Genomic DNA, 22,927 nt, shown 5'->3' with positions numbered 1-22,927 from the left:
ACACTGCAAATTGAGGGGGAACATATCCATGTTTCATGCAACGACGATTATCGCAATTAAAAAAGGATCAAAGGTGGCTATTGCAGGTGACGGCCAGGTTACCATGGGACAAGCGACAGTGATGAAGCATACGGCCCGTAAGATTCGCCGTTTGTATCAAGGAAAAGTCCTGGCGGGATTTGCTGGTTCTGTGGCCGACGCTTTTACGCTTTTCGAAAAATTTGAAGGAAAGCTCGAGGAATATCACGGCAATTTGCAGAGAGCGTCTGTAGAGTTGGCCAAAGAATGGCGGACGGACAGGATGCTCAGAAACCTTGAAGCATTGCTGATCGTGGCCGATAAAAATACAATTCTGCTGATTTCCGGCTCAGGGGAAGTCATTGAGCCTGACGACGGCATTGCCGCCATTGGATCAGGCGGAAATTACGCGTTGGCTGCGGCACGCGCCCTGAATATACATACAGATCTTAACGCGGGAGAGCTTGTCAGGGAAGCCATGAAAGTGGCTGCCTCTATTTGTGTTTATACCAATGAAAATATTGTCGTGGAAGAACTGGAGGACGCGGACTAATGGAACAGCTTACACCAAAGGAAATCGTCGCCGAACTGGATAAATATATTGTTGGGCAAAAGCAGGCCAAAAGAGCCGTGGCCATTGCTCTGCGCAATAGGTACCGCCGCTCGCTTCTGCCTGCAGCCCTGCAGGAGGATGTTCTTCCGAAAAATATTTTAATGATTGGGCCTACAGGGGTAGGCAAGACAGAAATTGCCCGGCGCCTGGCGAAGCTCGTCAAGGCTCCGTTTACCAAAGTGGAAGCCACAAAGTTTACCGAAGTCGGCTATGTCGGCAGGGATGTTGAATCGATTATTCGGGATTTAACGGAAATCTCTTTGCGTATGGTCAAAAGCGAAAAAATGCAAGAAGTTGAAGCTCAGGCTGAGAAGAATGCAGAGAAACGGCTTCTGGCAATTCTTGTCCCGAGTAAAAAGAAAGAGTCATCCAATGTTAATCCGTTTCAGTATTTATTCAACCAGGATCATGAACCTGAAAAAGAAAGTCCTGTTCCTCCGGAAGTAGAAAAAGACAGGGAATTCCTCAAAGAAAAGCTTCAAAAAGGAGAGCTAGAGGAGCATACCCTTGAGATCGAAGTGGAAGAAAGCTCCCAATATACGGATATGCTTGGTGCTTCAGGCATGGAGCTTGGTGTCAACATTCAGGACATGATGGCCGGAATGTTTCCGAAGAAACGCAAAAAACGCAAAGTAACAGTCAAAGAAGCCCGCAGAATTCTGGCACAGGAAGAGGCCCAGAATCTGATTGACCAAGATGAGGCGGTGCAGGAAGCCATTCGCCGGACCGAGCAGGAAGGCATCGTTTTTATCGACGAAATTGATAAGATTGCCGGCAAGGAATCTTCAGGCGGTCCTGATGTTTCCCGCGGAGGGGTCCAGCGGGATATTCTGCCGCTGATTGAAGGATCCACCGTAATGACCAAGTACGGGCCTGTCCGGACGGATCATATTCTGTTTATTGCTGCAGGCGCTTTCCACGTAGCGAAACCTTCCGATTTGATACCGGAACTTCAGGGAAGACTGCCGATCCGTGTCGAGCTGGAATCGTTGAGTGTTGCAGATTTCAAACGGATTCTGATTGAACCCCAGGCTTCGCTGATTAAACAGTATGGCGCGCTGCTTTCTACAGAGGGCATCGACGTCATTTTCTCCGAGAATGCGATTGAAGAAATAGCCCAGATCGCTTACAATGTCAACGCTTACACGGAAAATATCGGGGCGAGGAGACTGCATACCATTGTCGAAAAAGTCTTGGAAGAGCTTTCGTTCGAAGCTTCAGAACTGCCAGAGGATTATTCCATCACGATTAACCGGGAGTATATCCAGAAACGGGTCGGCGATGTTGCGAAGAATCAGGACCTGTCAAAATATATTCTTTAAATCGTATTTAAATTAAAACATAGTTTAAATTTAAAAATCCTGAATACCAAGAATAGGGGGGTAATCTGTGGAAATTGTATTAGAAAAGACCAGAAAAATTAGCGGACTTATTCAGCGTGCTGCCGGAAAACCTGTGGATTTTGACGAGATGGCCAAGGTACTGAGTCAGGAGATTGCTGCCAACTGTTATATTGTCGGTCGCAGGGGAAAAATCCTCGGTTACAGCTTCATGGATGATTTTCACTGCGGGGAAATGGAACAAATCGTCCTTCATTCGGAAAGATTTCCGGAAAGCTACAATGAGGGTCTGCTTAAAACAACAGAAACAAAAGCAAACACAACGCAAATTGCGAATGCCTGTGTATTCAGCAAACATCACGAGTGTGTTTTCGGCAATAAGATGACAACGGTTGTGCCTATCCTTGGAGGTGGCGATAGGGTTGGGACGCTCGTTCTGGCCAAGTTTGGCGAGCAGTTCCGGCCGGAAGATCTGATCCTTGCTGAATATGGCGCCACCGTGATCGGCATGGAAATCCTACGGGTCAAGGCTGAGTATGCTGAGGAAGAAGCACGCAAGAAAGCTGCTGTACAAATTGCGGTAGGAACACTGTCTTACTCGGAACTTGAGGCCGTTGAACATATTTTTGCTGAACTGGGCGGTGGCGAAGGGCTGCTGGTAGCAAGCAAAATTGCCGACAGGGTTGGCATTACCCGTTCGGTGATTGTCAATGCGCTACGCAAGTTTGAATCAGCCGGCGTGATTGAATCCAAGTCTCTCGGAATGAAAGGCACGTATATCAAGGTTCTGAATGACTATCTGCTGGACGAGCTGGATAAGTACATTAAACGGCATCGTTAAAAAGAAGGGTAAATGATTATGGATGCGCAAGAATATGGTTACCGCATGAAACCATTGGTAATTCCGGGAGTACTATATATCATCCTATATCCGCTGCTGATCGGAGGGATACTGTTTCTGTATACTTTGCCGGAGCTTTATTTGCTAATCCTTTCCGGAATTTATACTGTTTCGATTCTCTTGATCCTATTGATCTGGTTGACGGCGAAAACGAAACGGATTGTTATTGATAATCACGCGATCATCTTCCGGTCCTTATTCCGTAAAAAGACGTTTGAACCGAAAGATATTCGCAAGGCCGCATTCTTTTGGACCAAAAACAATGAAGAAATCGTAATGCTTAAAGCCGGGAATAATAAAGTGTATTACCTTACTGATCTTTATTTTCCTTATAATGAACTGCTTACAGATTTGGAGGAGTTTATCATTTCTCATAATATCCGATCCAATCTGGCAGCCCATTACGGGATTAATTAAAGTTGCATTCGGAAGTAGGGTATGATATTCTATTTGCAGTGTGATTTTTTGGAGTACACACGCAGTGGGACTTAGCGTACAAGTTCTTTGCGTAAGCAAAGGGTACCAGGGATGAACCTGCGGAGGAAAAAACAAATGAAGAGAGGAGGTGTAACACAATGGCTGTAATTTCTATGAAGCAACTTTTAGAAGCCGGTGTACACTTCGGGCACCAGACCCGCCGCTGGAATCCTAAAATGGCTCGTTACATTTTCACGGAGAGAAATGGTATCTATATCATTGACCTTCAGAAAACCGTCAAAAAAGTTGACGAGGCTTTCAATTTTATCCGGGATATCGCAGTAAACGGCGGAACTGTGCTGTTTGTAGGCACAAAGAAACAGGCTCAGGAATCTGTGAAAGAAGAAGCTGAACGTTGCGGCATGTATTTTGTTAACGAGCGTTGGCTCGGCGGAATGCTGACGAACTTCCAGACGATTCAAAAGAGAGTCCAAAGACTGCATCAACTCGAAAGAATGGAAGCAGAAGGCGTTTTTGAAGTTCTTCCTAAGAAGGAAGTCGCTGCGCTGCGTCATGAAATGGGTAAGCTGGAAAGATTCCTTGGCGGTATCAAAAACATGAAGAAGCTTCCTGATGTTTTATTCATCGTTGATCCGCGCAAAGAAAGAATTGCCGTTGCTGAGGCAAGAAGATTAAATATTCCGATCGTAGGAATTGTCGACACCAACTGTGATCCTGACGAGATCGATGTTGTGATTCCTGCCAATGATGACGCGATCCGGGCTGTAAAACTGCTCACCGCGAAAATGGCTGATGCCATCATCGAAGGGCAACAGGGAAGTCTTGACAATACCGAAGAAGCTGAAGAGAGCAATCAAACCGAAGACGAAGAATAGTTAAAAAAACAGGGTGAGATTGGGGTATGTTCTTCATGACTTACCCTGTTTTTATATGTGTCGTAAAGTATTCAATAAAGGAGGGTTACCGTATGGCTGAAGTTACTTCTTCTCAGGTGAAAGAACTCAGGGAAAGAACCGGAGCCGGAATGATGGACTGCAAAAAGGCATTAACCGAATGTAATGCCGATATGGACAAAGCGATAGATTTCCTAAGAGAAAAAGGTCTGGCTGCTGCTGCGAAAAAAGAAGGACGAATTGCTGCCGAAGGGACTGTAGAAGCCTACATTCATGGAGGTGGCAGAATTGGTGTTCTGCTCGAATTAAACTGCGAAACCGACTTTGTGTCCCGCGGAGATGAATTTAAGCAGCTGGCTAAGGATATTGCGATGCAGATCGCCGCAGCTAAACCGCTTTATGTCAATAAAGAAGATGTTCCGGCTGACGTTGTTGCCCATGAAAGAGAAATATTTAGGGCTCAGGCATTGAACGAAGGGAAACCGGAAAAAATTGTCGACAAGATGGTTGACGGCCGCATAGAGAAGTTCTATAAGGAAGTTTGTCTTGTAGAACAGCCTTTTATCAAGGACCCCGATATTTTAGTCAAAGACCTGGTCATGGCTAAGATTGCCAAAATCGGTGAGAAAATAGCTATTCGCAGATTTACCCGCTATGAGTTGGGTGAAGGAATTGAAAAGCGCCAGGATAATTTTGCCGATGAAGTCATGAAAGAAATAAATCGATAAGAGAACACTTCGGTGTTCTCTTTTTTAGGGGAACCAGAAAGGTTTATTGCTTTTTGCGTATAACACAGCGTATAAATGCTTTCTGTTACATCTACGTACAGCGACAAGAGGATTTTTATCTTTGGTGTAGAAATAAACTAAGTACGGAGGTTCGTTTATGACAGATGCACGTTACCGCCGCATCGTATTAAAACTAAGCGGAGAAGCGCTTGCCGGGGAGCAGGGTTTTGGAATTGCGCACAGCATGCTGGAGTCTGTCGCCAGACAGATTTCTGAAGTTCAGAAGCTTGGTGTGGAAATGGCACTGGTCGTTGGCGGAGGGAATATTTGGAGGGGCATTGCCGGGAGTTCTCAGGGAATAGACCGGACAACTGCTGATTATATGGGAATGCTCGCTACTGTAATGAATGCCCTGGCGTTGCAGGATGTTCTGGAACAACACAACATTGTTACGAGAGTATTGTCGGCGATTGAGATGAGGCAGGTAGCAGAACCTTATATCAGAAGAAGAGCGATCCGCCATATGGAAAAGGGCCGTATTGTGATTTTTGCGGCGGGGACAGGCAATCCCTATTTTTCGACAGATACAACGGCGGCTTTGCGGGCTGCAGAGATTGAAGCAGACGTTATTTTAATGGCCAAACAGGTTGACGGCGTATTTGACAGTGATCCGATGAAGAATCCTGATGCCAAGAAATTTGATAGACTGACCTATCTTGATGTGCTCAGCAAAGGGCTGGGTGTGATGGACTCGACAGCAACTTCGTTGTGCATGGACAATGATATTCCAATCATTGTTTTTAACTTGAAAGAAAATGGCAATATTATAAAAGCACTTAAGGGAGAACCAATAGGTACCTATGTGGGGAGGTAACGAAAAATGCTCAATGAATTTCTGAATGACGCTGAAGAAAAAATGCATAAAACAGAGGAGGTACTCAAGAAGGACCTCGCATCTGTCAGGGCAGGGAGGGCAAATCCGGCAGTTCTGGACAAAGTTTCTGTTGATTATTACGGGACGCCTACCCCCATTAATCAGCTGGCCAATGTCTCAGTTCCTGACCCACGGATGATCACCATTCAGCCCTGGGATAAATCTTCGATTAAAGATATTGAGAAGGCGATTCTTAAATCCGATCTTGGACTTACGCCTTCGAATGACGGCGTGGTCATCAGGCTAAATATTCCGCAATTGACGGCGGAACGCCGTGCAGAGATTGTCAAGACAGTTAAAAAGAAAGCAGAAGATGCTAAGGTCGCTGTCCGAAATATCAGACGGGAGCTTATTGATGAGATAAAACAGCTCGAGAAGGATAAAACTGTCTCTGAGGACGATTCCAAAAAAGGACAGGAAAAAGCGCAGAAACTTACCGATAAAATTGTGAAGGATATCGACGATATCCTCGAGAAAAAAGAAAAAGAAATTATGGAAGTGTAGCGTGTTGCGTTGGCTCGGAAAAAAGTGGGACGACGTTCAAGAGGAATTGACACAAGAAAGCGCGAATTTCTGTTATGAGATAACCAGCCCCGTAGGAAAGGCTGTTCCTTGCGGAGATTTACGTGTGGCCAGAATAAGTTGCGCTGATGGTTATTTGAAATTTATACTAATCCATGATAAATTTATAAAGTAGTTTTTTGGTATATCAAAAGTATACGTACTTGCTGATATATCTAGGTGTGCAGCTAAGGCTGTCAACGGCCACGGAAGCGTGAAGGCGTTTAAATAGGCTTCACGGTGTCGCGATGCCAAGGATGGCAAGGAGCGATCGCCAAAGGCTTGGCACCAGCCAAGTTTTCTTTATATGGCCCCCTCGGGAACAGGGGGTCTTTCCGCAACCGTTCTAGTATCTTGTCAGCTCTAATATGTATGACCATGGTACTAAGTACAGATATAAAGAGGAATACTTGTGATAATCTGGAAGAAAGACAGTGGAGATATTCAACTGAAAAACATTGATATGAATAGAATCCCTCGGCATCTGGCAATCATTATGGACGGAAACGGAAGATGGGCCCAGCAGAAAGGATTGCCTCGTTCTGTCGGTCACAGGGCCGGAGTAGAAGCACTGCGGGAGGTCGTCAGGGGTAGCGATGAGCTTGGAATCAAATATCTGACCGTCTATGCTTTTTCAACCGAGAACTGGAAAAGACCACAGTCGGAGATCGGGATTCTTATGTCACTCTTGAAGGAGTATGTCCGCAAAGAACTTGCCGAGCTTTATGCGAACAATGTTAAGATATGCATTTTCGGGCAGCAAGAAGATATACCAAAGGATGTCCTGAAGGCTTATCAAGAGGCTTGTGAAAAAACAAAGAACAATAACGGATTAGTGTTGAATGTTGCCTTGAATTACGGAAGCAGGATCGAAATCCTCAAAGCAGTCAAGGAAGTTGCGCAGGAGGTCCAAAGCGGAGCGCTAGATGTTCAGCAAATTACCGAGGAAATATTTGAAAAGCATTTGTATACGAAAGATTGTCCTGATCCGGAGCTTGTCGTCAGGACTTCAGGTGAAATGCGCTTAAGCAATTATCTGCTCTGGCAGGCCGCTTATTCAGAAATTGTGATTGTGAATGAATGCTGGCCGGATTTTAACAGAGCATTATTATTTGAAACGATTCGGATTTATCAAAACCGGGAACGCAGGTTTGGTGGCGTAAAAGAAGGTTGAGGGATAGAAAATGCTAAAGAGAATCTTGAGTGCTCTGATCGGAGCCCCCCTTTTATTGGTTTTGACCTGGCTTGGAGGATGGTATTTGTCCATTGCTGTTGTGATTCTCGCTTTACTTGGACTTAAAGAGTTTTTGCAGATTGGACAAAAGGCCGGTTTAATAAATAGGTTATGGCCGGCAGTCGTTTACAGTATCTTGTGGCTTGCTATTTTTCTTCTTGGCCGCACGGAATGGATGCTGCCACTTGCGATCATATGGTTCATGCTGACATTTGGAAGTTATGCGTTGCGCTATCCAAATCAGTCTTTAGCGTCTTCAACGTATTATTTCCTGGCGCTGATTTATCCGGTCTTTCTGTTTACCTATCTCTACTCCTTAAGAGAATTTGGCGTTTCTTGGTGTTTTCTTGTTTTCTTACTGGTCTGGCTCACAGATACCGGAGCTTTTTTTGTCGGGAATACGCTTGGCAAAAGAAAGCTTGCTCCGAAAGTCAGCCCGAACAAGACAGTCGAAGGGGCTGTTGGCGGCCTGGTGACGGCTTTAGTCTGCGGTTTTGTTTTCTGGTTGATTACCAAGCAAGCAACGCTCCCGGCTATCCTTGTCCTGTCACTCTTGACCAGCATTGCCTCCCAGATCGGTGATCTTTTTGAATCCGCACTGAAACGGACTGCCGGGGTGAAGGATTCCGGCAGACTGATCCCAGGCCATGGCGGTATCCTGGATCGCTTTGACAGCTTTTTGTTTGCGCTGCCGTTGGTGTTTTTTTCTATTAACCTTGGATTGGTGGGATAGGCATGAACGATACAACCAAAAACTCCCTAAGGGTGAATCTGAACAGGTTGGTTATGATTGCAGCTGCATTACTCAGCCTGAAACTTTTTACCTATGCAATCGTTGAGTTTTTCCCTGTCTTTGGCTCAACGCTTGGAACAGTGGTCTCGGCTCTGCTGCCCTTTATTTTGGCATTTATCCTTTCTTTTCTGCTGGAACCGCTTATATTAAAACTGATTAATGTGCTTAAAATCAAGAGAACCTACGCATCGCTGCTTGTGGTGATCCTGGTTTTGATTGTGTTTGTGCTGCTGCTGGTCTTGTTCGGGAGCCGGATATACCGCGAGTTAGCCGAACTATATACCGCTTTTCCGATGATCTATCAACAGACCTTGGCGATGCTGACAGAAAAGATCGGCTTAGTTCAGCAGTTTATTCAGCTGAATCCTGAGATCAATAGTGCGATTCAGTCCAATATGGAAAAAATACTTGCGGCACTCCAGGTCATTCTTAAAAATGGCAGTCTTGGCTTGCTGAATTTTCTGGGTGCGCTGCCGGGCTTGATGTTTGTGATTGTGATTACAACTGTAGCAACACTGCTGACGAGCATGAGTTTTCCGACTGTTAAGGAATGGCTGTTTGGCAGGGTAAAGGGGAAATATCTTGGCAAAACCAGACAAATCGCTGCAGACCTTGGTTCAGCACTGGTAGGATTCTTAAGAGCTCAGACCTTTCTTGTCTGCATCACATTCGCTGTGATCACAATTGGACTGTTGATCATCGGTAATAGCTATGCCTTTACTCTTGGCATTCTGGCCGGCCTGCTCGATCTGATACCGGTTATCGGACCGGCCCTCATATTTATCCCGTGGATCTTGGTACTGCTTTTCACCGGCAGTATTGCCTCGGCAGTCAAACTCTTGGTCATCTACCTTGCCGCTACAGTGATCCGGCAGGTCCTGGAACCAAAGATTTTGTCTCAGAATATCGGGCTGCATCCGCTGGCCACCCTGATGTCCATGTACATTGGCATGAACCTTTTCGGAGCAGTAGGACTGATCATCGGCCCCGCTCTGGTCGTCATGTATGAAGCCGTCAGGAAAGCCGGCTTTTTTATGGGAGAATAGCAAAGGCCCTTCTCTAACCTAGATAGATTATGTACTAGGTAGGCCATCGTTATTTTTAAGTAAAACTTAAGCATGATCAATTAGGATAGAATTTGAATTGGAGATATCAAAGTGAAAATAATTTCGGTTTTAGGTTCCACCGGTTCAATTGGCACGCAGACGCTGGATGTGGTTAGAAATTCGGAAGGAAAATTAGCTGTCTATGCTTTGTCGGCCAATTCCCAGGCCGACCTTTTTGAACAACAGATCCGCGAGTTCAGGCCGAGGATTGCCGTGATGATGCAGGAAGAAAAAGCACTTTTTCTGAAACAACGGGTTGCTGACCTGCCTGTCAAGGTGCTGGCAGGTATGGAGGGGCTGCTTGAGGCGGTAACGGCAGCAGAGGTGGATACGGTTGTGACCGCTGTCAGCGGCAGTATTGGTCTTGAACCTACACTGGCTGCACTGAACGCAGGAAAAAATATTGCGCTGGCCAACAAAGAAACGCTCGTTGCCGCAGGGGAACTTGTAATGCAGACAGCAGAACGGAACGGCTGTTCCATCATTCCTGTTGACAGTGAGCACTCTGCTGTGTTCCAGTGTCTCAGCGGCAACGAAAATGCAGTTAAAAAAATTATTCTGACTGCTTCAGGCGGCCCTTTCAGAGGATGGAGCAGGGAAAGGCTGGCCGGGGTAACACCGGCAATGGCGCTGAAACATCCGAACTGGAATATGGGTGCCAAAATCACCATTGATTCAGCAACCATGATGAACAAAGGTTTGGAAGTTATTGAGGCAAGATTTCTTTTCGGCGTGGATTATAACCAAATTGATGTTCTGGTTCATCCTCAGAGCATTGTTCACTCGATGGTTGAATTCCATGATGGCACTGTTCTTGCCCAGCTTGGCATACCGGATATGCGCATTCCGATTCAGTATGCGCTGACCTATCCGGAACGCTGGGAAAACCGTTTGCCGGAGCTTTCGCTTGCCGGAAAGAGCTTAACGTTTGAGAAGCCCGATCTAGCTGCTTTTCCATTTTTGAAATTCGCTTGTTCCTGCGGTCAGACGGGAGGGACACTTCCTGCTGTCATGAATGCTGCCAACGAAATCTGTGTACATGCTTTCCTGGCAGGCCGCATAAAATATCTTCAGATGCACGAGCTTGTTGAACAGACTTGTCAGGCCCACCAGGTTCAGGTGATAAAAGACCTGGATACTGTACTAGCTGCGGATAGATGGGCCAGGGAGTATGCTGCATCACAAATAAATTTGGGTTGAGGTGAATGGTTTGTTTGAGATATTAAAAACGGTAATTGCTTTTATCGTAATATTTGGCGTTTTGGTATTTGTACATGAATTTGGGCATTTCATCATAGCCAAGAGATCGGGGATTAAAGTGCTGGAATTTGCTTTTGGCATTGGGCCAAAGCTTTTTGGGTTCCAGGGTAAGGAAACGCTTTACTCCGTCAGGATACTGCCTTTGGGAGGATTTTGCAGATTCTTAAGTGTTGAAGAAGTCGGAGAAGGGGAAGAAGGCGATCAGGTCAGCAGGGAGGAACTGTTGGCCCGAAGTTTTGAAAGCAAATCAATCTGGAAGAGAATGGCCGTCATTGTGGCCGGACCGCTCATGAACTTCATCCTTGGTGCGGTGCTTTTTGTGGTTGCTTTTGCCTTTTTTGGTGTAGCCGTAGCCGATAACCGGAACCTAATCGGTGAGGTGTCACTGGGTAAACCTGCAGCCACGGCAGGACTTGCCGCCGGAGACAGAATTATTGCGATCAACGGCACAGAGACTCCAGACTGGAATTCCGTAACGCAGCAAATTCATACCAACCCCGGAGAAAAGATGTCGTTTACCGTAGAAAAAGCGGATACGAAACAAATTGCCACGATCGAGATTACCCCGGTCTATGATCAGGAGCTTGGAAAAGGATTGATCGGGATTACGCCTTCTTATACCATGCAGAAAGTATCCGTCCTGAAATCCATTCAATATGGTTTTATGCAGACGGTAGAGTTTACTAGACAAATCTTCCTTTATCTGATCCAGATGATTACCGGCAAGGCCCCGGTTGAACTTTCGGGTCCGATTGGTGTCGCCCAGGTCATCGGGGAAGGCGTCAAACAGGGCATGTCATCACTATTTACCTTGGCTGCTGTGCTCAGTATCAACTTTGGTGTATTGAATATTCTGCCGCTGCCGGCGCTCGACGGTGGTCAGCTAGCCGTAATGACTTATGAAGGAATCCGGCGCAAGCCCTTAAGCATCGAAAAGAAAGGCTGGATCCAGCTGACAGGCTTCGCACTGCTGATTGCGCTGATGATCGCGGTGACGTATCAGGATATACTGAGGATAATTACGAAGTAAATTTCATTTGGATAATGATTGCGGATGAGTCTCTAAAATCCTTAAATTATGAGTGTCATTTTACATTTTCCTTAGGTAAGTCTGCGGGCCACAATATCGCTTTTCAGCCGTTGTGTCCTCCTTGACCCGTCGCTCCTTGCCATCCATGGCATCGTGACATTAGGCCGTCCATGGCCGTCAAAAGGCCGCGCTACGCAATCCTTGCTACGCTCACAGCGAAACTGTGGCCCGTAGCCTGATTTTTAGGGTAATTGGCATGACTTATACGGAAGCTGCAGTTCTTCTATGTAGAGAATACAATTATAGTTCTCTTGCTGGGAATTCATACTAGATTTTAATCACGAATAAAAAGCGTGTTTATCTGATTTGATTTAAGCACGGATTATTCTTTAGCCTTTAAGTTCCCAACGCTATGCAAACGAATGACGTTAGCTAGGTCAATCATCATCTGAATGCATCCAATCAATGATATCAGAGCGCTTGAAGGAGCTTGGCAGGCTTCTTCTTCATAGAGATACTTTCTGGCTCTTTGATCTAGCTTGCAAATTAAACTTAAGATTAGTCTGGGGGCCACAGTTCCGCTGTCAGCGGAGCACGATGCGGAGCGCGGCTTTTTGACGGCCATGGATGGCCTAATGTCGCGATGCCATGGATGGCAAGGAGCGACGGGTCACGGAGGGCACAACAGCCGAGAAGCGGCATTGTGGCCCACAGACTAGCCCAAGATAAACTACGTCAAAATAGGAGGGTTAATCGATTGAAACGTAGGATTACGCGAGAAGTGAAAATCGGATCGGTGGCGATTGGCGGTAGTAATCCGGTCGTGATTCAGTCGATGACCAATACGGATACCCGGGATGTTCAAGCTACCCTCAATCAGATCAGGCACCTGGCGGAAATTGGCTGTGAGGTTATCCGGACGGCTGTCCTAAATGAGCAGGCTGCGCTTGCCTTGAAAGACATCTGCAGCCTTAGCCCGATTCCGGTAGTTGCGGATATTCACTTTGACTACCGACTTGCACTTAAAGCCGTTGCAAACGGGGTTCATGGGCTCCGAATCAATCCGGGAAATATCGGTGAGCGCTGGAAAGTACAAGAGGTTATCAACGCGGTCCGCGAAAGAAATATCCCGATCCGGATCGGAGTCAATACCGGATCTCTGGAAAAGGAAATCCTTGAGAAATACGGCGGACCGACCGCGGAAGGAATGGTCGAAAGCGCATTGGGCCATGTCGGCATCCTGGAACAAGAAGGCTATCATCATATCAAGATTTCGCTGAAATCATCTCATGTTCCGTTGATGATCGACGCTTACCGCATGATTGCAGACCGGGTGGACTATCCGCTGCATGTCGGGGTAACTGAAGCCGGTACGGTCAGATCCGGGGTGATAAAGTCTGCGATCGGCATTGGAACGCTTCTGGCTGAAGGCATCGGCGATACGATCAGAGTATCGCTGACAGGCGATCCTGCAGCAGAGATTCCAGTTGCCCAGCAGATTCTGCGGGTATTGGATCTCAAGAAAGGTGGATTCGAATTGATCAGTTGTCCGACCTGCGGCAGGACTCAGGTGGACTTAGTTCATCTCGCTGAGGAAGTAGAACGGAGACTTGAAGCGTTACCGGCACCATCCGAGAAGGTCTCCATCGCCGTAATGGGCTGTGTGGTCAATGGCCCTGGGGAAGCCCGAGAAGCTGATTTTGGCATTGCCGGAGGAAAAGGCAGGGGGCTGCTTTTTGCACGAGGTGAGGTTATCGCGCAGTTACCTGAGGAAGAGTTAATACAGGCCTTGATAGAGAAAATTGAAGACGATTTAAGTCTATCAGAAAGACTCTAGACCCTTTCTGATAAATTGAAGTGCAGCTAAGGCTGCTGCCAAAGACTTGGCGTCAACCAAGTTTTCTTTAAATAAATCTGAGATTTCCCGGTTGTTTAATCCTGTGTAAAAATGGTAATATTGAAGAGCAAGAACTAAGAGTAAAAACTTTTAAGAGCAAGCACTTGTTGAAAGGAAGAAATAAACAATGAAAGCTAGCCAATTACTGAATCCGACCCTGCGGGAAGTACCTGCAGAAGCCGAGGTAATCAGTCACCAGCTCATGCTGAGAGCCGGATTTATCCGCAAAGCTGCAGCCGGGATTTATACATATCTTCCTCTGGGACTCAGAGTAATTAAAAAGATCGAGCAAATCGTGCGCCAAGAAATGGATGCCAAAGGCGGGCAGGAAGTCATGCTGCCAATTGTCCAGCCGGCTGAGCTGTGGAAAGAGACTGGCCGCTGGGATGTTTATGGTCCGGAGATGTTCCGATTAAAAGATAGGCATGACCGTGAATTTTGTCTCGGTCCTACGCACGAAGAAGTCATCACCGACCTGGTCAGAAGTGAAGTCCGTTCCTATAAACAGCTGCCGCTCCTTCTGTACCAGATTCAAAACAAATACCGTGATGAAAGAAGACCGCGTTTCGGATTGATGCGTGGCAGGGAATTTATCATGAAGGACTTGTATTCTTTTGACAGAGATCCGGAAGGTTCCCGTGAAAGCTACCGCAAGATGTATGAGGCTTATGAACGGATTTTTACACGCTGCGGACTGACTTTCCGAGCTGTCGAGGCGGATGCCGGCGCGATTGGCGGAACAGGCGGGACCCATGAATTTATGGTGCTGGCCGAATCCGGAGAGGCTGCGGTGGTATTCTGTCCTGATTGTGATTATGCCGCCAATGTTGAGAAAGCTGAATGTCTACCGTGCCCTGACGCTGATCAGGATATTTTGGTCGGTTGGACAGGCGAGGTCCATACCCCTGGTATCAAAACGATTGACCAGCTGGCCGATTTCTTAAAAGTCAACAAGTCTTCTCTGATTAAAACGCTTTTATATAAAGGCGACGACCGTTTTATACTTGTTTTGGTCAGGGGGGACCGGGAAGTTAATGAGATCAAGGTCAATAATAAGCTCGGGCCGTTCCTGAACCTTAGAATGGCTGATCCGGAGGAAGTCCGGGAGGTTTTCAACTGTGAGCACGGGTTTATCGGACCGGTTGGCCTTAAGGACGTCTATATTGCCGCGGACCTTGAAGTAGCTGAGATGAAGCATGGAGTCTGCGGAGCCAATAAAAAAGATTATCATCTGCTCGGTGTCGCTTGCGGAAAGGATTTTATTCCTGCCATAATAGCAGACCTCAGAATGGTAGCACCGGGTGAACCCTGCCCGAATTGCCAGAGCCCGCTCCAAGAAGCCCGTGGGATTGAAGTTGGACAAGTCTTCAATCTTGGCACGAAATACAGTCAGGCCCTTCAGGCAACCTACCTCGACGATACAGGTAAGGAAAAGGTCTGCTATATGGGCTGCTATGGGATAGGCGTCAGCAGAACCATGGCTGCCGCCATTGAGCAGAATTATGATGAGAACGGAATTATCTGGCCGATGCCGATTGCCCCGTATCATTGTATTATCGTCCCGGTTACCTTAAAGGACGAAAATGTCGTTGCCACTGCTGAACGGTTGTATGCAGAATTAAAGGCAGCAGGGGTCGAGACAGTATATGATGACAGGGATGAACGTCCGGGTGTAAAATTCAAGGATGCAGACCTTGTTGGCTATCCTTTGAGACTGACGATCGGCGCCAAAGCACTCGCCGAAGGCAAAGTTGAACTGTATAACAGAAGCACCCGGCAAGTCGAGCTGGTTGAGGCCGACCGCGTTTGCAGTCTTGTAACAGAAATTATCAAAGAAGCCTGTCGTGTCTAGAACCACGTTTTCAAAATCTTACACAAATTGTTGATTATTGAGTATTACAAAAACGTTATGTATGGCAGGTCTGGGGGCCACAATACCGCTTTTCGGCCGTTGCGTCTTCCTTGACGCAAAAGGCCGCGCTTCGCCATCCAGGCTCCGCTTGTCGCGGAACTGTGGCCCCCAGACTGATCTTAGGGTTATTCAAGCAAGCATTATAATCTTTTATCCAAAGATTAGCCTGCGTGCTACAATTACCGCGACAAGCGAAGCATGGAGTGCGTAGCGCGGCATTTGCGCCATGGATGGCGCAATTCGCCGAAAAGCGGTATTGTAGCATGCAGGCAACCCCAAACATAGATATCATGAAAGTCAATCATTTATCAGAGATTGCGTTTGGATACAGAGGAGGCATCATTGGTGTCAACTGCGGCGGTCAAACTGGAAGCAACACCTTTTTATCAGGGATTACCAAGTGATATCAGCATGAGGCTGGATACTTTTCTAAATTATATATTGCTGGAGAGGGTGGAGATTGTTCCTGAACAAAGAAAGTGGATACTCCATCTTTCTTTATCCCGTCCGGTCCAGGAAGAAATTCTGGGTCTCTTAACTGAATCCTTAAAGAAAAGATTAAATAGTGGGAACGAAAATAACGGAATCACGATTGAGATAAAAACAAAAATGTCCCCCAATTTCACCCTAGAGATGCTTTGTCAAGAACATTGGCTGCAAATCATTCAGGATATTCACGAGAAGGTGCCTTCCCTTAAGGTCTGGCTGAATGCTTCCGTAAAATACGAGGTTGTTAATAACAGACTGACCTTCTTCGTTCCGAGTATGATGGCAATGGAATATTGTCAGCTGAAACAGGATAGTCTGGAAAGCTTCTTTCGGCAGAAATATGATCTGGATACAAGGATCTTCTGGGAAATTGAAGAGACTGCCGCCGAAGAAGAAATCTATTTCGACGCGGAAAAAGAAGAGCAAAAGTATGTAGAGGAAATCCTGTCCCAAAAGCCTGACGAGAAAAAAGAGAAGAAAGAGCAGAATGCTGTTTTGCTTGGCAGAGAGATAAAGGGTATGCCGGTTCTGTTGGCCGATATTCATGACGAGGAGAAACAGGTCATTGTAGAGGGTGAGGTCTGCGAAACAGAAATCAGACTATTAAAAAGCGGGCGTCAATTATTGTCGTTCGGTCTGACAGACAAGACAAACTCGATAGGCTGCAAGCTGTTCTTTGATGAAGGGAAAAAACCTCTGGAAATCAATAAAGGTGACTGGCTCAGAGTGAAAGGGTCCGTGCAGTTCGACCGGTATACGACCGAGCTGACGTTGATGCCAAGGGATATGATGACTGTTTTGAAGACGTCCAAGCCGGATCTTGCGGAAGAAAAACGGGTTGAACTGCATCTGCACACCAAGCATTCGGAAATGGATGGTGTTTCATCGATCCAAAGCATGGTGAAGCGAGCCGGTGAGTGGGGACATACCGCGATTGCTGTAACAGATCACGGAGTCGTCCAGGCCTTTCCGGATGCAGCTGAAGCCGGAAAAAAATACGGTGTCAAAATCATCTATGGCATGGAAGGCTATTTGGTCGAGGATGGCGGAACGAATCCGGTTGAGTTGAGCCGCAGCCGTTCTTTTCATATTATTATTCTGGCCAAGGATTATACCGGCTTAAAAAATCTGTATAAACTTGTTACCGCTTCCCATATGGAGTATTTCCACAGACGTCCCCGTATTCCGCGTTCGCTGCTTGATGCCCACAGGGAAGGTTTGATCCTTGGTTCGGCCTGCGAATCAGGAGAACTGATGCGGGCAATCTTGCAAAAGAAAGATGCGGCAGAAATCAAAAAAATTGCTTCGTATTACGATTATCTGGAAATTCAGCCTCTGGGGAACAATCGGTTTATGCTGAAAAACGGTGAGGTTTCCAACGAACAAGAATTGATCGATATGAACCGGCACATTGTCTCTCTTAGTAAGGAACTTGGTATTCCTGTCGCGGCTACCTGTGACGTCCATTTTCTTGATAAAGAAGATGAAGTCTACCGAAGAATTTTGATGGCCGGGAAAGGCTTTGCCGATGCTGATGAGCAGGCTCCGCTGTATTTCAGGTCAACGGACGAAATGCTCAAGGAATTTGCTTATCTTGATGATGAGGATGCCTATCGGGCGGTAGTCACAACACCGAGAATGATTGCTGAACAGGTCGCTGAAATCAAACCGTTCCCGGACGACTTTTTTGAACCGAAGATTGAAGGCGCTGCCGATAAAATCCGGGATATGACGATAACCAGAGCGTATGAGCTGTACGGCAATCCTTTGCCGGAAACGGTTCAGAAAACCTTAAATAAGGAACTGGATTCCATCATCGGCAACGGTTTTGCCGTGTTGTATCTGATTGCGCATCTACTCGTAAAAAGATCGAACGAGGATGGTTATCTGGTCGGATCAAGGGGCTCCGTCGGATCATCACTCGTCGCAACTTTTACCGGTATCACGGAGGTCAATCCGCTTCCACCGCACTATCGCTGTGCGAATCCGGAGTGTCTTTATTCAGAGTTTGTGACGGACGGAATCACCGGAGCAGGTGTGGATCTGCCGGATAAAGTATGTCCGCAGTGCGGCAGGGAACTGGTTAAAGACGGGCATGACATCCCGTTTGAAACCTTCCTGGGCTTTAAAGGAGACAAGGTTCCTGATATCGATCTAAATTTCTCGGGAGAATATCAGCCTAGAGCTATGAAATACACCGAGGAGATATTTGGCAAGGAAAATGTTTTCCGAGCCGGAACGATTTCCACGATTGCTGAAAAAACTGCCTATGGTTTTGTGAAGAATTACCTGGAGGAAAGAAAGGTCAAATACAATCAGACAGAACTGAACCGACTGGTCAGTGGCTGTACGGGCGTAAAAAGAACAACAGGACAGCATCCGGGAGGATTAATGGTTATCCCGAAAGAATGCGATGTCTTTGACTTTACCCCGTTACAAAGACCGGCCAACGACACCACTTCAGACATCATCACGACCCACTTCGACTACCATTCCATCTCCGGGCGTTTAACCAAACTGGACCTGCTCGGCCATGATGATCCGACGTCTATTAAAATGCTGGAGGACCTAACCGGACTTGATGCGAAGAAAATTCGGCTCGATGATGCGCAAACCCTCTCGCTCTTTTCGAGTACCGATGCACTTGGCGTGAATGCGGAGGAAATCGGTTCCACGACCGGAACACTCGGCATCCCGGAATTCGGCACAAAATTTGTAAGACAGATGTTGGAAGACACCAAACCTTCAAGCTTTTCCCATCTGGTTAGAATATCCGGACTTTCCCATGGCACGAATGTCTGGGTAGGCAATGCCCAGGACCTTGTCTTAAACGGGACAGCCGACATCTCTAACATTATTGCCTGCCGTGATGACATTATGATCTATTTGATTCAGATGGGACTTAATTCAAGCCATGCCTTTAAAATTATGGAGTCGGTCCGCAAGGGCAAAGGACTCAAAGATGAAGATATTGAGGCCATGAAAAAACAAAACGTTCCGGATTGGTATATGGACTCCTGTCAGAAAATCAGTTATATGTTTCCGAAAGCCCATGCTGTAGCATATGTAACAATGGCTTTCAGGATCGCTTGGTTTAAGATCAATTATCCTGAAGCGTTTTATGCAACCTTCTTTACCGTCAGGGCAGATGAGTTTGATGCGGAACTGATCTGCAGTGGTGTGAAAAAGTGCCGGGAGACTATCAAAGAAATTGCCGCTAAAGGCAATAATGCAACGGCTAAGGACAAGAACCTACAGACGATCCTTGAGATTGCGGTGGAAATGTACTGCCGGAAGATTAAGCTGCGCAAGGTTGATCTGTGGGAATCGGATGCGGTACGTTTTCAGGTAACGCCCAACGGGCTTCTGCCGCCACTGTCATCCCTGCAGGGAGTCGGTGAAACGGCTGCGGCGAGTTTGGTCAAACTCAGGGCACAGGGAGCGATCAAATCTGTTGAAGATATCCAGGCCCGGTCCAACGGGAAAATCAGCAAAACCGTCATTGAAACGCTTCAGCAGCACGGATGTCTGGAAGGGCTGCCCGATAAAAATCAACTGAGTTTGTTTTAAACTGCGCATTAGGAATATTGCAGACAGAAACAGTATATGATATAGTAAAAGAAGGAATTTTATTCTAAGTAGATTTTTGGTTCAGAGTGGGGATTACCCACTCTTTCATTTGGTATGATAAAAAATGAAAAATGCTTAACTCTAAAAGGAGTATACGATGAGCAATTCTATTTTGAACAAAGTTATAAGTTTGGCAGAGCCGCTCGTAATGGAACTGGGACTAGAATTAGTCGATGTCGAGTATGTTAAGGAAGGTGCTCACTGGTATCTAAGATTATATATTGATAAGGAAGGCGGAGTAGATATTGACGATTGTGCCGAGGTAAGCCATCGAATTAATGAGGTTCTGGACAAAGAAAATCCGATTCCCCAGGCCTATATGCTGGAAGTATCTTCTCCCGGAATTGAGAGACCGCTTAAAAAGAGAGAGGATTATATTAAATATACAGGAAAGCTTGTGAGTATTCATACGACAGAAGTGTTTCGGGAATACAACCGCTTTACCGGAAATTTAAAAGGACTGGCTGATGACCAGGTTATCCTAGAATATGAGGGGCGGGAGATTGCCATTCCTTTGTCGCTAATTGAAAAGGCCCATCTTACTTTTGAGTTTTAAAATGATTTCAAGGAGGGATTCAGACAGATGAACATGGAGTTCATTGAAGCAATTCACGAATTAGAAAAAGAAAAAGGTATTTCGACAGAGATATTGTTTGAAGCGATTGAAGCTGCTCTGATATCGGCATATAAAAAGAACTTTTCCTCTTTACAGAATGTAAGGATCCATATAGACCGCTTGAATGGAGAAATCAAAGTATATGCCCGCAAAAACGTTGCGGAAATGGTGGATGATCAGCGTACCCAAATATCATTAGAAGAAGCTAAAAAAATTGATTCGAACTATTCCATTGAAGATATTGTTGAATTTGAAGTCACTCCGCGTGACTTTGGCCGCATCGCAGCGCAGACTGCCAAGCAGGTTGTTGTTCAAAGAATACGCGAGGCTGAACGTGGGTTAATATACGATGAATATATCAATCGTGAGGGAGATATTGTCACTGGCATCGTCCAACGCTATGAACAACGCAACGTCATTGTCGATCTTGGCAAGGTGGAGGCTGTATTGCCTGCCTCAGAGCAGAACCCTGGAGAGAACTACCAATCCTTTGAAAGAATCAAGGCCTATGTTGTTGAAGTGAAGAAAACTACAAAAGGTCCCCAAATCTTGCTTTCCCGTACCCATCCTGGATTGATCAAACGATTGTTTGAGTTGGAAGTTCCAGAGATTCATGATGGAATTGTAGAAATCAAGGCTGTTGCAAGGGAAGCAGGTGCACGGTCGAAAATTGCCGTTTACTCGAAAGACAAAAACGTTGATCCGGTCGGAGCGTGTGTTGGACCGAAGGGCAGCAGGGTGCAGAATATCGTGAATGAACTGAAAGGCGAAAAAATGGACATCATCAACTGGTCAGCTGATCCGACTGAGTTTGTGTCCAATGCGCTTTCCCCGGCCAGAGTTTTGGGCGTTTATCCACGGTATGAAGACAAGGTGACGCTGGTGGTCGTGCCGGACTATCAATTATCACTCGCGATCGGGAAAGAAGGACAGAACGCCAGACTGGCCGCGAAGTTGACCGGCTGGAAAATTGATATTAAGAACGAAACGCAAGCGCTTGCTCAGAATCTGATCCCGGAAGACATCTATCAGGATGAAGAATATGAGGGTGAATACTATGAGCAGGCGTATGAGCCCTATGAAGAAGGCGAATATGCAGATTATGAGGAAGGATCCTACGACAACTATGTAGAAGGCGAGTACGAAGAATCTGAAGAATACCAGGAATATGATGAAGGTTATCAGGACTACACTGAAGAAGAATACGATGAATATGATGGCGGGAGTTATCAGGAGTACGAGGACAGTCAATACTACGATGAATACGACGAATACGACGAATCTGCAGAATATAATGACGATGAAAATGTTCGGCATGAAAACAGTGATGCTGATGTGTCCTATTCAGAATTAGAATCACCTGCTGATGAAGCCTCCCAAGTAGATAAACAGCAGGAAACAGAGAAACCCAAAAAAAAGGCCAAGTCTTCAAGCAAGAAAAAATAGGTTTAGTGACCAAAAGAAATTCCCGAAAGGTGAGAAAATGAAGGTAAGAAAAATCCCTCTGCGCATGTGTCTTGGCTGCCAGGAAATGAAACCCAAAAAAGAATTATTGAGAATCGTAAAAACACCTGAGGGAGTTTTGGAATTTGATCCTTCTTCCAAGAAAAATGGGCGTGGAGCTTACCTTTGCCAGTGCCCGGATTGTCTGATAAAGGCTCTGAAACAAAACCGTTTTGAAAAAACTTTTGGCATCAAACCCACCAAAGAAATGCTGGCTGAAATTGAAAGGCAGATGAATTCTTCTTGACACCCAAAATATTATCATTGCTTGGAATGGCAAGGAGAGCCGGGAAAATTTCTTCTGGAGAATCACAAGTTGAAGCGTTTTTAAAAAAACAAAAGGGCTCATTATTGATTATGGCAGAAGATTCACCCGGCTCTATCAAGAAGTACAGTCAATGGGCCAATGATCTCCATATTCCGGTTATAATCTGCGGCACGAAACAAGAACTCGGGGAGGCTGTTGGATTATCACCAAGAGCACTTATACTGATTATGGATGACGGTTTCGCTAAAGCAATCATCAGGTTGGGGGACACACCTGAAAATGAGCGAGTTTAAAAGTTTTTATGTTCTCAGTTAAATATAAGGAGTTGAAAGGTTATATTTTTATTTTCGTTTTTGGGGGGTGACAATGTGACCAATATTCGGGTTCACGAACTGGCAAAAGAATTGAATATATCCAGCAAGGCTTTAATGGAAAAGTTTAATGATATTGGTGTACCAGTGAAAAACCACTTAAGTGCTGTATCCACGGAAGAAGCTGAAAAAGTTAAGAAAGTGCTGACCACGACAGGCGAATCACAGAAAAAAGAAGTAAGCAGGCCGGTTAAGGCTGCCGGGGCTGAGGAAAAAGTTCCTGCCAGAAAAAGAACCGAAGAAAATGCTCCCCCGGAAAGTTTTAGAAATGCAGAAGGTCACAAAACGAGTCAGGGACAAAGACCACCTGGAGAGATGAGACCACAGGGACAAAGACCGCCCGGAGAGATGAGACCGCAGGGACAAAGATCGCCCGGAGAGATGAGACCGCA

At 46.1% G+C, this 22,927-nt stretch carries 21 protein-coding genes; all 21 read left to right on the top strand.

Annotation, left to right across the window (positions count from 1 at the left end):
* The first annotated feature begins 28 nt into the window (after positions 1-28).
* On the top strand, positions 29-571 hold the full coding sequence (hslV, locus tag A7K50_RS00110) for an ATP-dependent protease subunit HslV (RefSeq protein ID WP_119774255.1): 543 nt from the start codon (positions 29-31) through the stop codon (positions 569-571).
* Positions 571-1,953, top strand: coding sequence for an ATP-dependent protease ATPase subunit HslU (hslU, locus tag A7K50_RS00105; protein WP_119774254.1), 1,383 nt, complete (start codon positions 571-573; stop codon positions 1,951-1,953). The genes hslV and hslU overlap by 1 nt, the downstream gene beginning before the upstream one ends.
* Before the next feature lie 67 nt (positions 1,954-2,020).
* Complete coding sequence (codY, locus tag A7K50_RS00100; RefSeq protein ID WP_119774253.1) at positions 2,021-2,812, top strand: GTP-sensing pleiotropic transcriptional regulator CodY; 792 nt, start codon at positions 2,021-2,023, stop codon at positions 2,810-2,812.
* Positions 2,813-2,830: 18 nt separating this feature from the next.
* Entirely contained in the window at positions 2,831-3,289 is a 459-nt protein-coding gene (locus tag A7K50_RS00095) for a hypothetical protein (protein ID WP_243103589.1), read from the top strand.
* Positions 3,290-3,447: 158 nt separating this feature from the next.
* The gene (rpsB, locus tag A7K50_RS00090) at positions 3,448-4,185 is read left to right on the top strand and encodes a 30S ribosomal protein S2 (protein WP_020493132.1); all 738 of its coding nucleotides are present in this window, start codon (positions 3,448-3,450) and stop codon (positions 4,183-4,185) included.
* A 92-nt stretch (positions 4,186-4,277) separates the two neighbouring features.
* The gene (gene tsf, locus A7K50_RS00085; protein WP_119774251.1) at positions 4,278-4,931 is read left to right on the top strand and encodes a translation elongation factor Ts; all 654 of its coding nucleotides are present in this window, start codon (positions 4,278-4,280) and stop codon (positions 4,929-4,931) included.
* A 157-nt stretch (positions 4,932-5,088) separates the two neighbouring features.
* Positions 5,089-5,805, top strand: a complete 717-nt coding sequence (gene pyrH, locus A7K50_RS00080) for a UMP kinase (protein WP_019225602.1) — start codon at positions 5,089-5,091, stop codon at positions 5,803-5,805.
* Positions 5,806-5,811: 6 nt separating this feature from the next.
* Positions 5,812-6,369: a ribosome recycling factor gene (gene frr / locus A7K50_RS00075; RefSeq protein WP_119774250.1), complete on the top strand. Its 558-nt coding sequence runs from the start codon at positions 5,812-5,814 to the stop codon at positions 6,367-6,369.
* Positions 6,370-6,838: 469 nt separating this feature from the next.
* Complete coding sequence (locus tag A7K50_RS00065) at positions 6,839-7,600, top strand: isoprenyl transferase (protein WP_020493135.1); 762 nt, start codon at positions 6,839-6,841, stop codon at positions 7,598-7,600.
* Between the two features lie 10 nt (positions 7,601-7,610).
* Entirely contained in the window at positions 7,611-8,393 is a 783-nt protein-coding gene (locus A7K50_RS00060) for a phosphatidate cytidylyltransferase (RefSeq protein ID WP_019225598.1), read from the top strand.
* Between the two features lie 2 nt (positions 8,394-8,395).
* On the top strand, positions 8,396-9,499 hold the full coding sequence (ytvI, locus tag A7K50_RS00055) for a sporulation integral membrane protein YtvI (RefSeq protein WP_199698202.1): 1,104 nt from the start codon (positions 8,396-8,398) through the stop codon (positions 9,497-9,499).
* A gap of 111 nt (positions 9,500-9,610) precedes the next feature.
* Positions 9,611-10,759 (top strand): 1-deoxy-D-xylulose-5-phosphate reductoisomerase, encoded by a 1,149-nt coding sequence (locus A7K50_RS00050; RefSeq protein ID WP_119774248.1) that lies wholly within the window; start codon positions 9,611-9,613, stop codon positions 10,757-10,759.
* A gap of 1 nt (position 10,760) precedes the next feature.
* On the top strand, positions 10,761-11,849 hold the full coding sequence (gene rseP, locus A7K50_RS00045) for an RIP metalloprotease RseP (RefSeq protein ID WP_243103587.1): 1,089 nt from the start codon (positions 10,761-10,763) through the stop codon (positions 11,847-11,849).
* Between the two features lie 643 nt (positions 11,850-12,492).
* Entirely contained in the window at positions 12,493-13,686 is a 1,194-nt protein-coding gene (ispG, locus tag A7K50_RS00040) for a flavodoxin-dependent (E)-4-hydroxy-3-methylbut-2-enyl-diphosphate synthase (RefSeq protein ID WP_348980851.1), read from the top strand.
* 187 nt (positions 13,687-13,873) lie between these two features.
* Entirely contained in the window at positions 13,874-15,598 is a 1,725-nt protein-coding gene (locus A7K50_RS00035; RefSeq protein WP_119774245.1) for a proline--tRNA ligase, read from the top strand.
* Positions 15,599-16,003: 405 nt separating this feature from the next.
* The gene (locus tag A7K50_RS00030) at positions 16,004-19,717 is read left to right on the top strand and encodes a PolC-type DNA polymerase III (RefSeq protein WP_119774244.1); all 3,714 of its coding nucleotides are present in this window, start codon (positions 16,004-16,006) and stop codon (positions 19,715-19,717) included.
* 157 nt (positions 19,718-19,874) lie between these two features.
* Complete coding sequence (rimP, locus tag A7K50_RS00025; RefSeq protein WP_020493143.1) at positions 19,875-20,333, top strand: ribosome maturation factor RimP; 459 nt, start codon at positions 19,875-19,877, stop codon at positions 20,331-20,333.
* Positions 20,334-20,360: 27 nt separating this feature from the next.
* Complete coding sequence (nusA, locus tag A7K50_RS00020; RefSeq protein ID WP_119774243.1) at positions 20,361-21,839, top strand: transcription termination factor NusA; 1,479 nt, start codon at positions 20,361-20,363, stop codon at positions 21,837-21,839.
* Between the two features lie 37 nt (positions 21,840-21,876).
* A complete protein-coding gene (locus tag A7K50_RS00015; RefSeq protein ID WP_015044123.1) occupies positions 21,877-22,143 on the top strand; it encodes a DUF448 domain-containing protein in 267 nt (88 codons plus the stop codon).
* On the top strand, positions 22,140-22,457 hold the full coding sequence (locus tag A7K50_RS00010) for a L7Ae/L30e/S12e/Gadd45 family ribosomal protein (RefSeq protein ID WP_083916837.1): 318 nt from the start codon (positions 22,140-22,142) through the stop codon (positions 22,455-22,457). Before A7K50_RS00015 ends, A7K50_RS00010 begins: the two co-directional genes overlap by 4 nt.
* A 75-nt stretch (positions 22,458-22,532) precedes the next feature.
* Positions 22,533-22,927: translation initiation factor IF-2 N-terminal domain-containing protein (locus A7K50_RS00005; RefSeq protein ID WP_199698201.1), on the top strand; the 395-nt coding region annotated here is incomplete at its 3' end.

Origin of the sequence: Dehalobacter sp. MCB1, assembly GCF_003590275.1 — a bacterium.
Classification (GTDB): domain Bacteria; phylum Bacillota; class Desulfitobacteriia; order Desulfitobacteriales; family Syntrophobotulaceae; genus Dehalobacter.
The sequence above is the reverse complement of the archived record's forward strand: the minus strand, read 5'-3'. Positions and strand labels throughout refer to the sequence as shown.

Excerpts from the sequence above, each read along its gene's own strand:
- A7K50_RS00060 (WP_019225598.1), top strand. The coding sequence starts at position 7,611 with ATGCTAAAGAGAATCTTGAGTGCTCTGATCGGAGCCCCCCTTTTATTG.
- A7K50_RS00095 (WP_243103589.1), top strand. The coding sequence starts at position 2,831 with ATGGATGCGCAAGAATATGGTTACCGCATGAAACCATTGGTAATTCCG.
- frr (WP_119774250.1), top strand. The coding sequence starts at position 5,812 with ATGCTCAATGAATTTCTGAATGACGCTGAAGAAAAAATGCATAAAACA.
- hslU (WP_119774254.1), top strand. The coding sequence starts at position 571 with ATGGAACAGCTTACACCAAAGGAAATCGTCGCCGAACTGGATAAATAT.
- A7K50_RS00035 (WP_119774245.1), top strand. The coding sequence starts at position 13,874 with ATGAAAGCTAGCCAATTACTGAATCCGACCCTGCGGGAAGTACCTGCA.
- rpsB (WP_020493132.1), top strand. The coding sequence starts at position 3,448 with ATGGCTGTAATTTCTATGAAGCAACTTTTAGAAGCCGGTGTACACTTC.
- ytvI (WP_199698202.1), top strand. The coding sequence starts at position 8,396 with ATGAACGATACAACCAAAAACTCCCTAAGGGTGAATCTGAACAGGTTG.
- A7K50_RS00015 (WP_015044123.1), top strand. The coding sequence starts at position 21,877 with ATGAAGGTAAGAAAAATCCCTCTGCGCATGTGTCTTGGCTGCCAGGAA.
- hslV (WP_119774255.1), top strand. The coding sequence starts at position 29 with ATGTTTCATGCAACGACGATTATCGCAATTAAAAAAGGATCAAAGGTG.
- pyrH (WP_019225602.1), top strand. The coding sequence starts at position 5,089 with ATGACAGATGCACGTTACCGCCGCATCGTATTAAAACTAAGCGGAGAA.
- rimP (WP_020493143.1), top strand. The coding sequence starts at position 19,875 with ATGAGCAATTCTATTTTGAACAAAGTTATAAGTTTGGCAGAGCCGCTC.
- tsf (WP_119774251.1), top strand. The coding sequence starts at position 4,278 with ATGGCTGAAGTTACTTCTTCTCAGGTGAAAGAACTCAGGGAAAGAACC.
- ispG (WP_348980851.1), top strand. The coding sequence starts at position 12,493 with ATGCCATGGATGGCAAGGAGCGACGGGTCACGGAGGGCACAACAGCCG.
- nusA (WP_119774243.1), top strand. The coding sequence starts at position 20,361 with ATGAACATGGAGTTCATTGAAGCAATTCACGAATTAGAAAAAGAAAAA.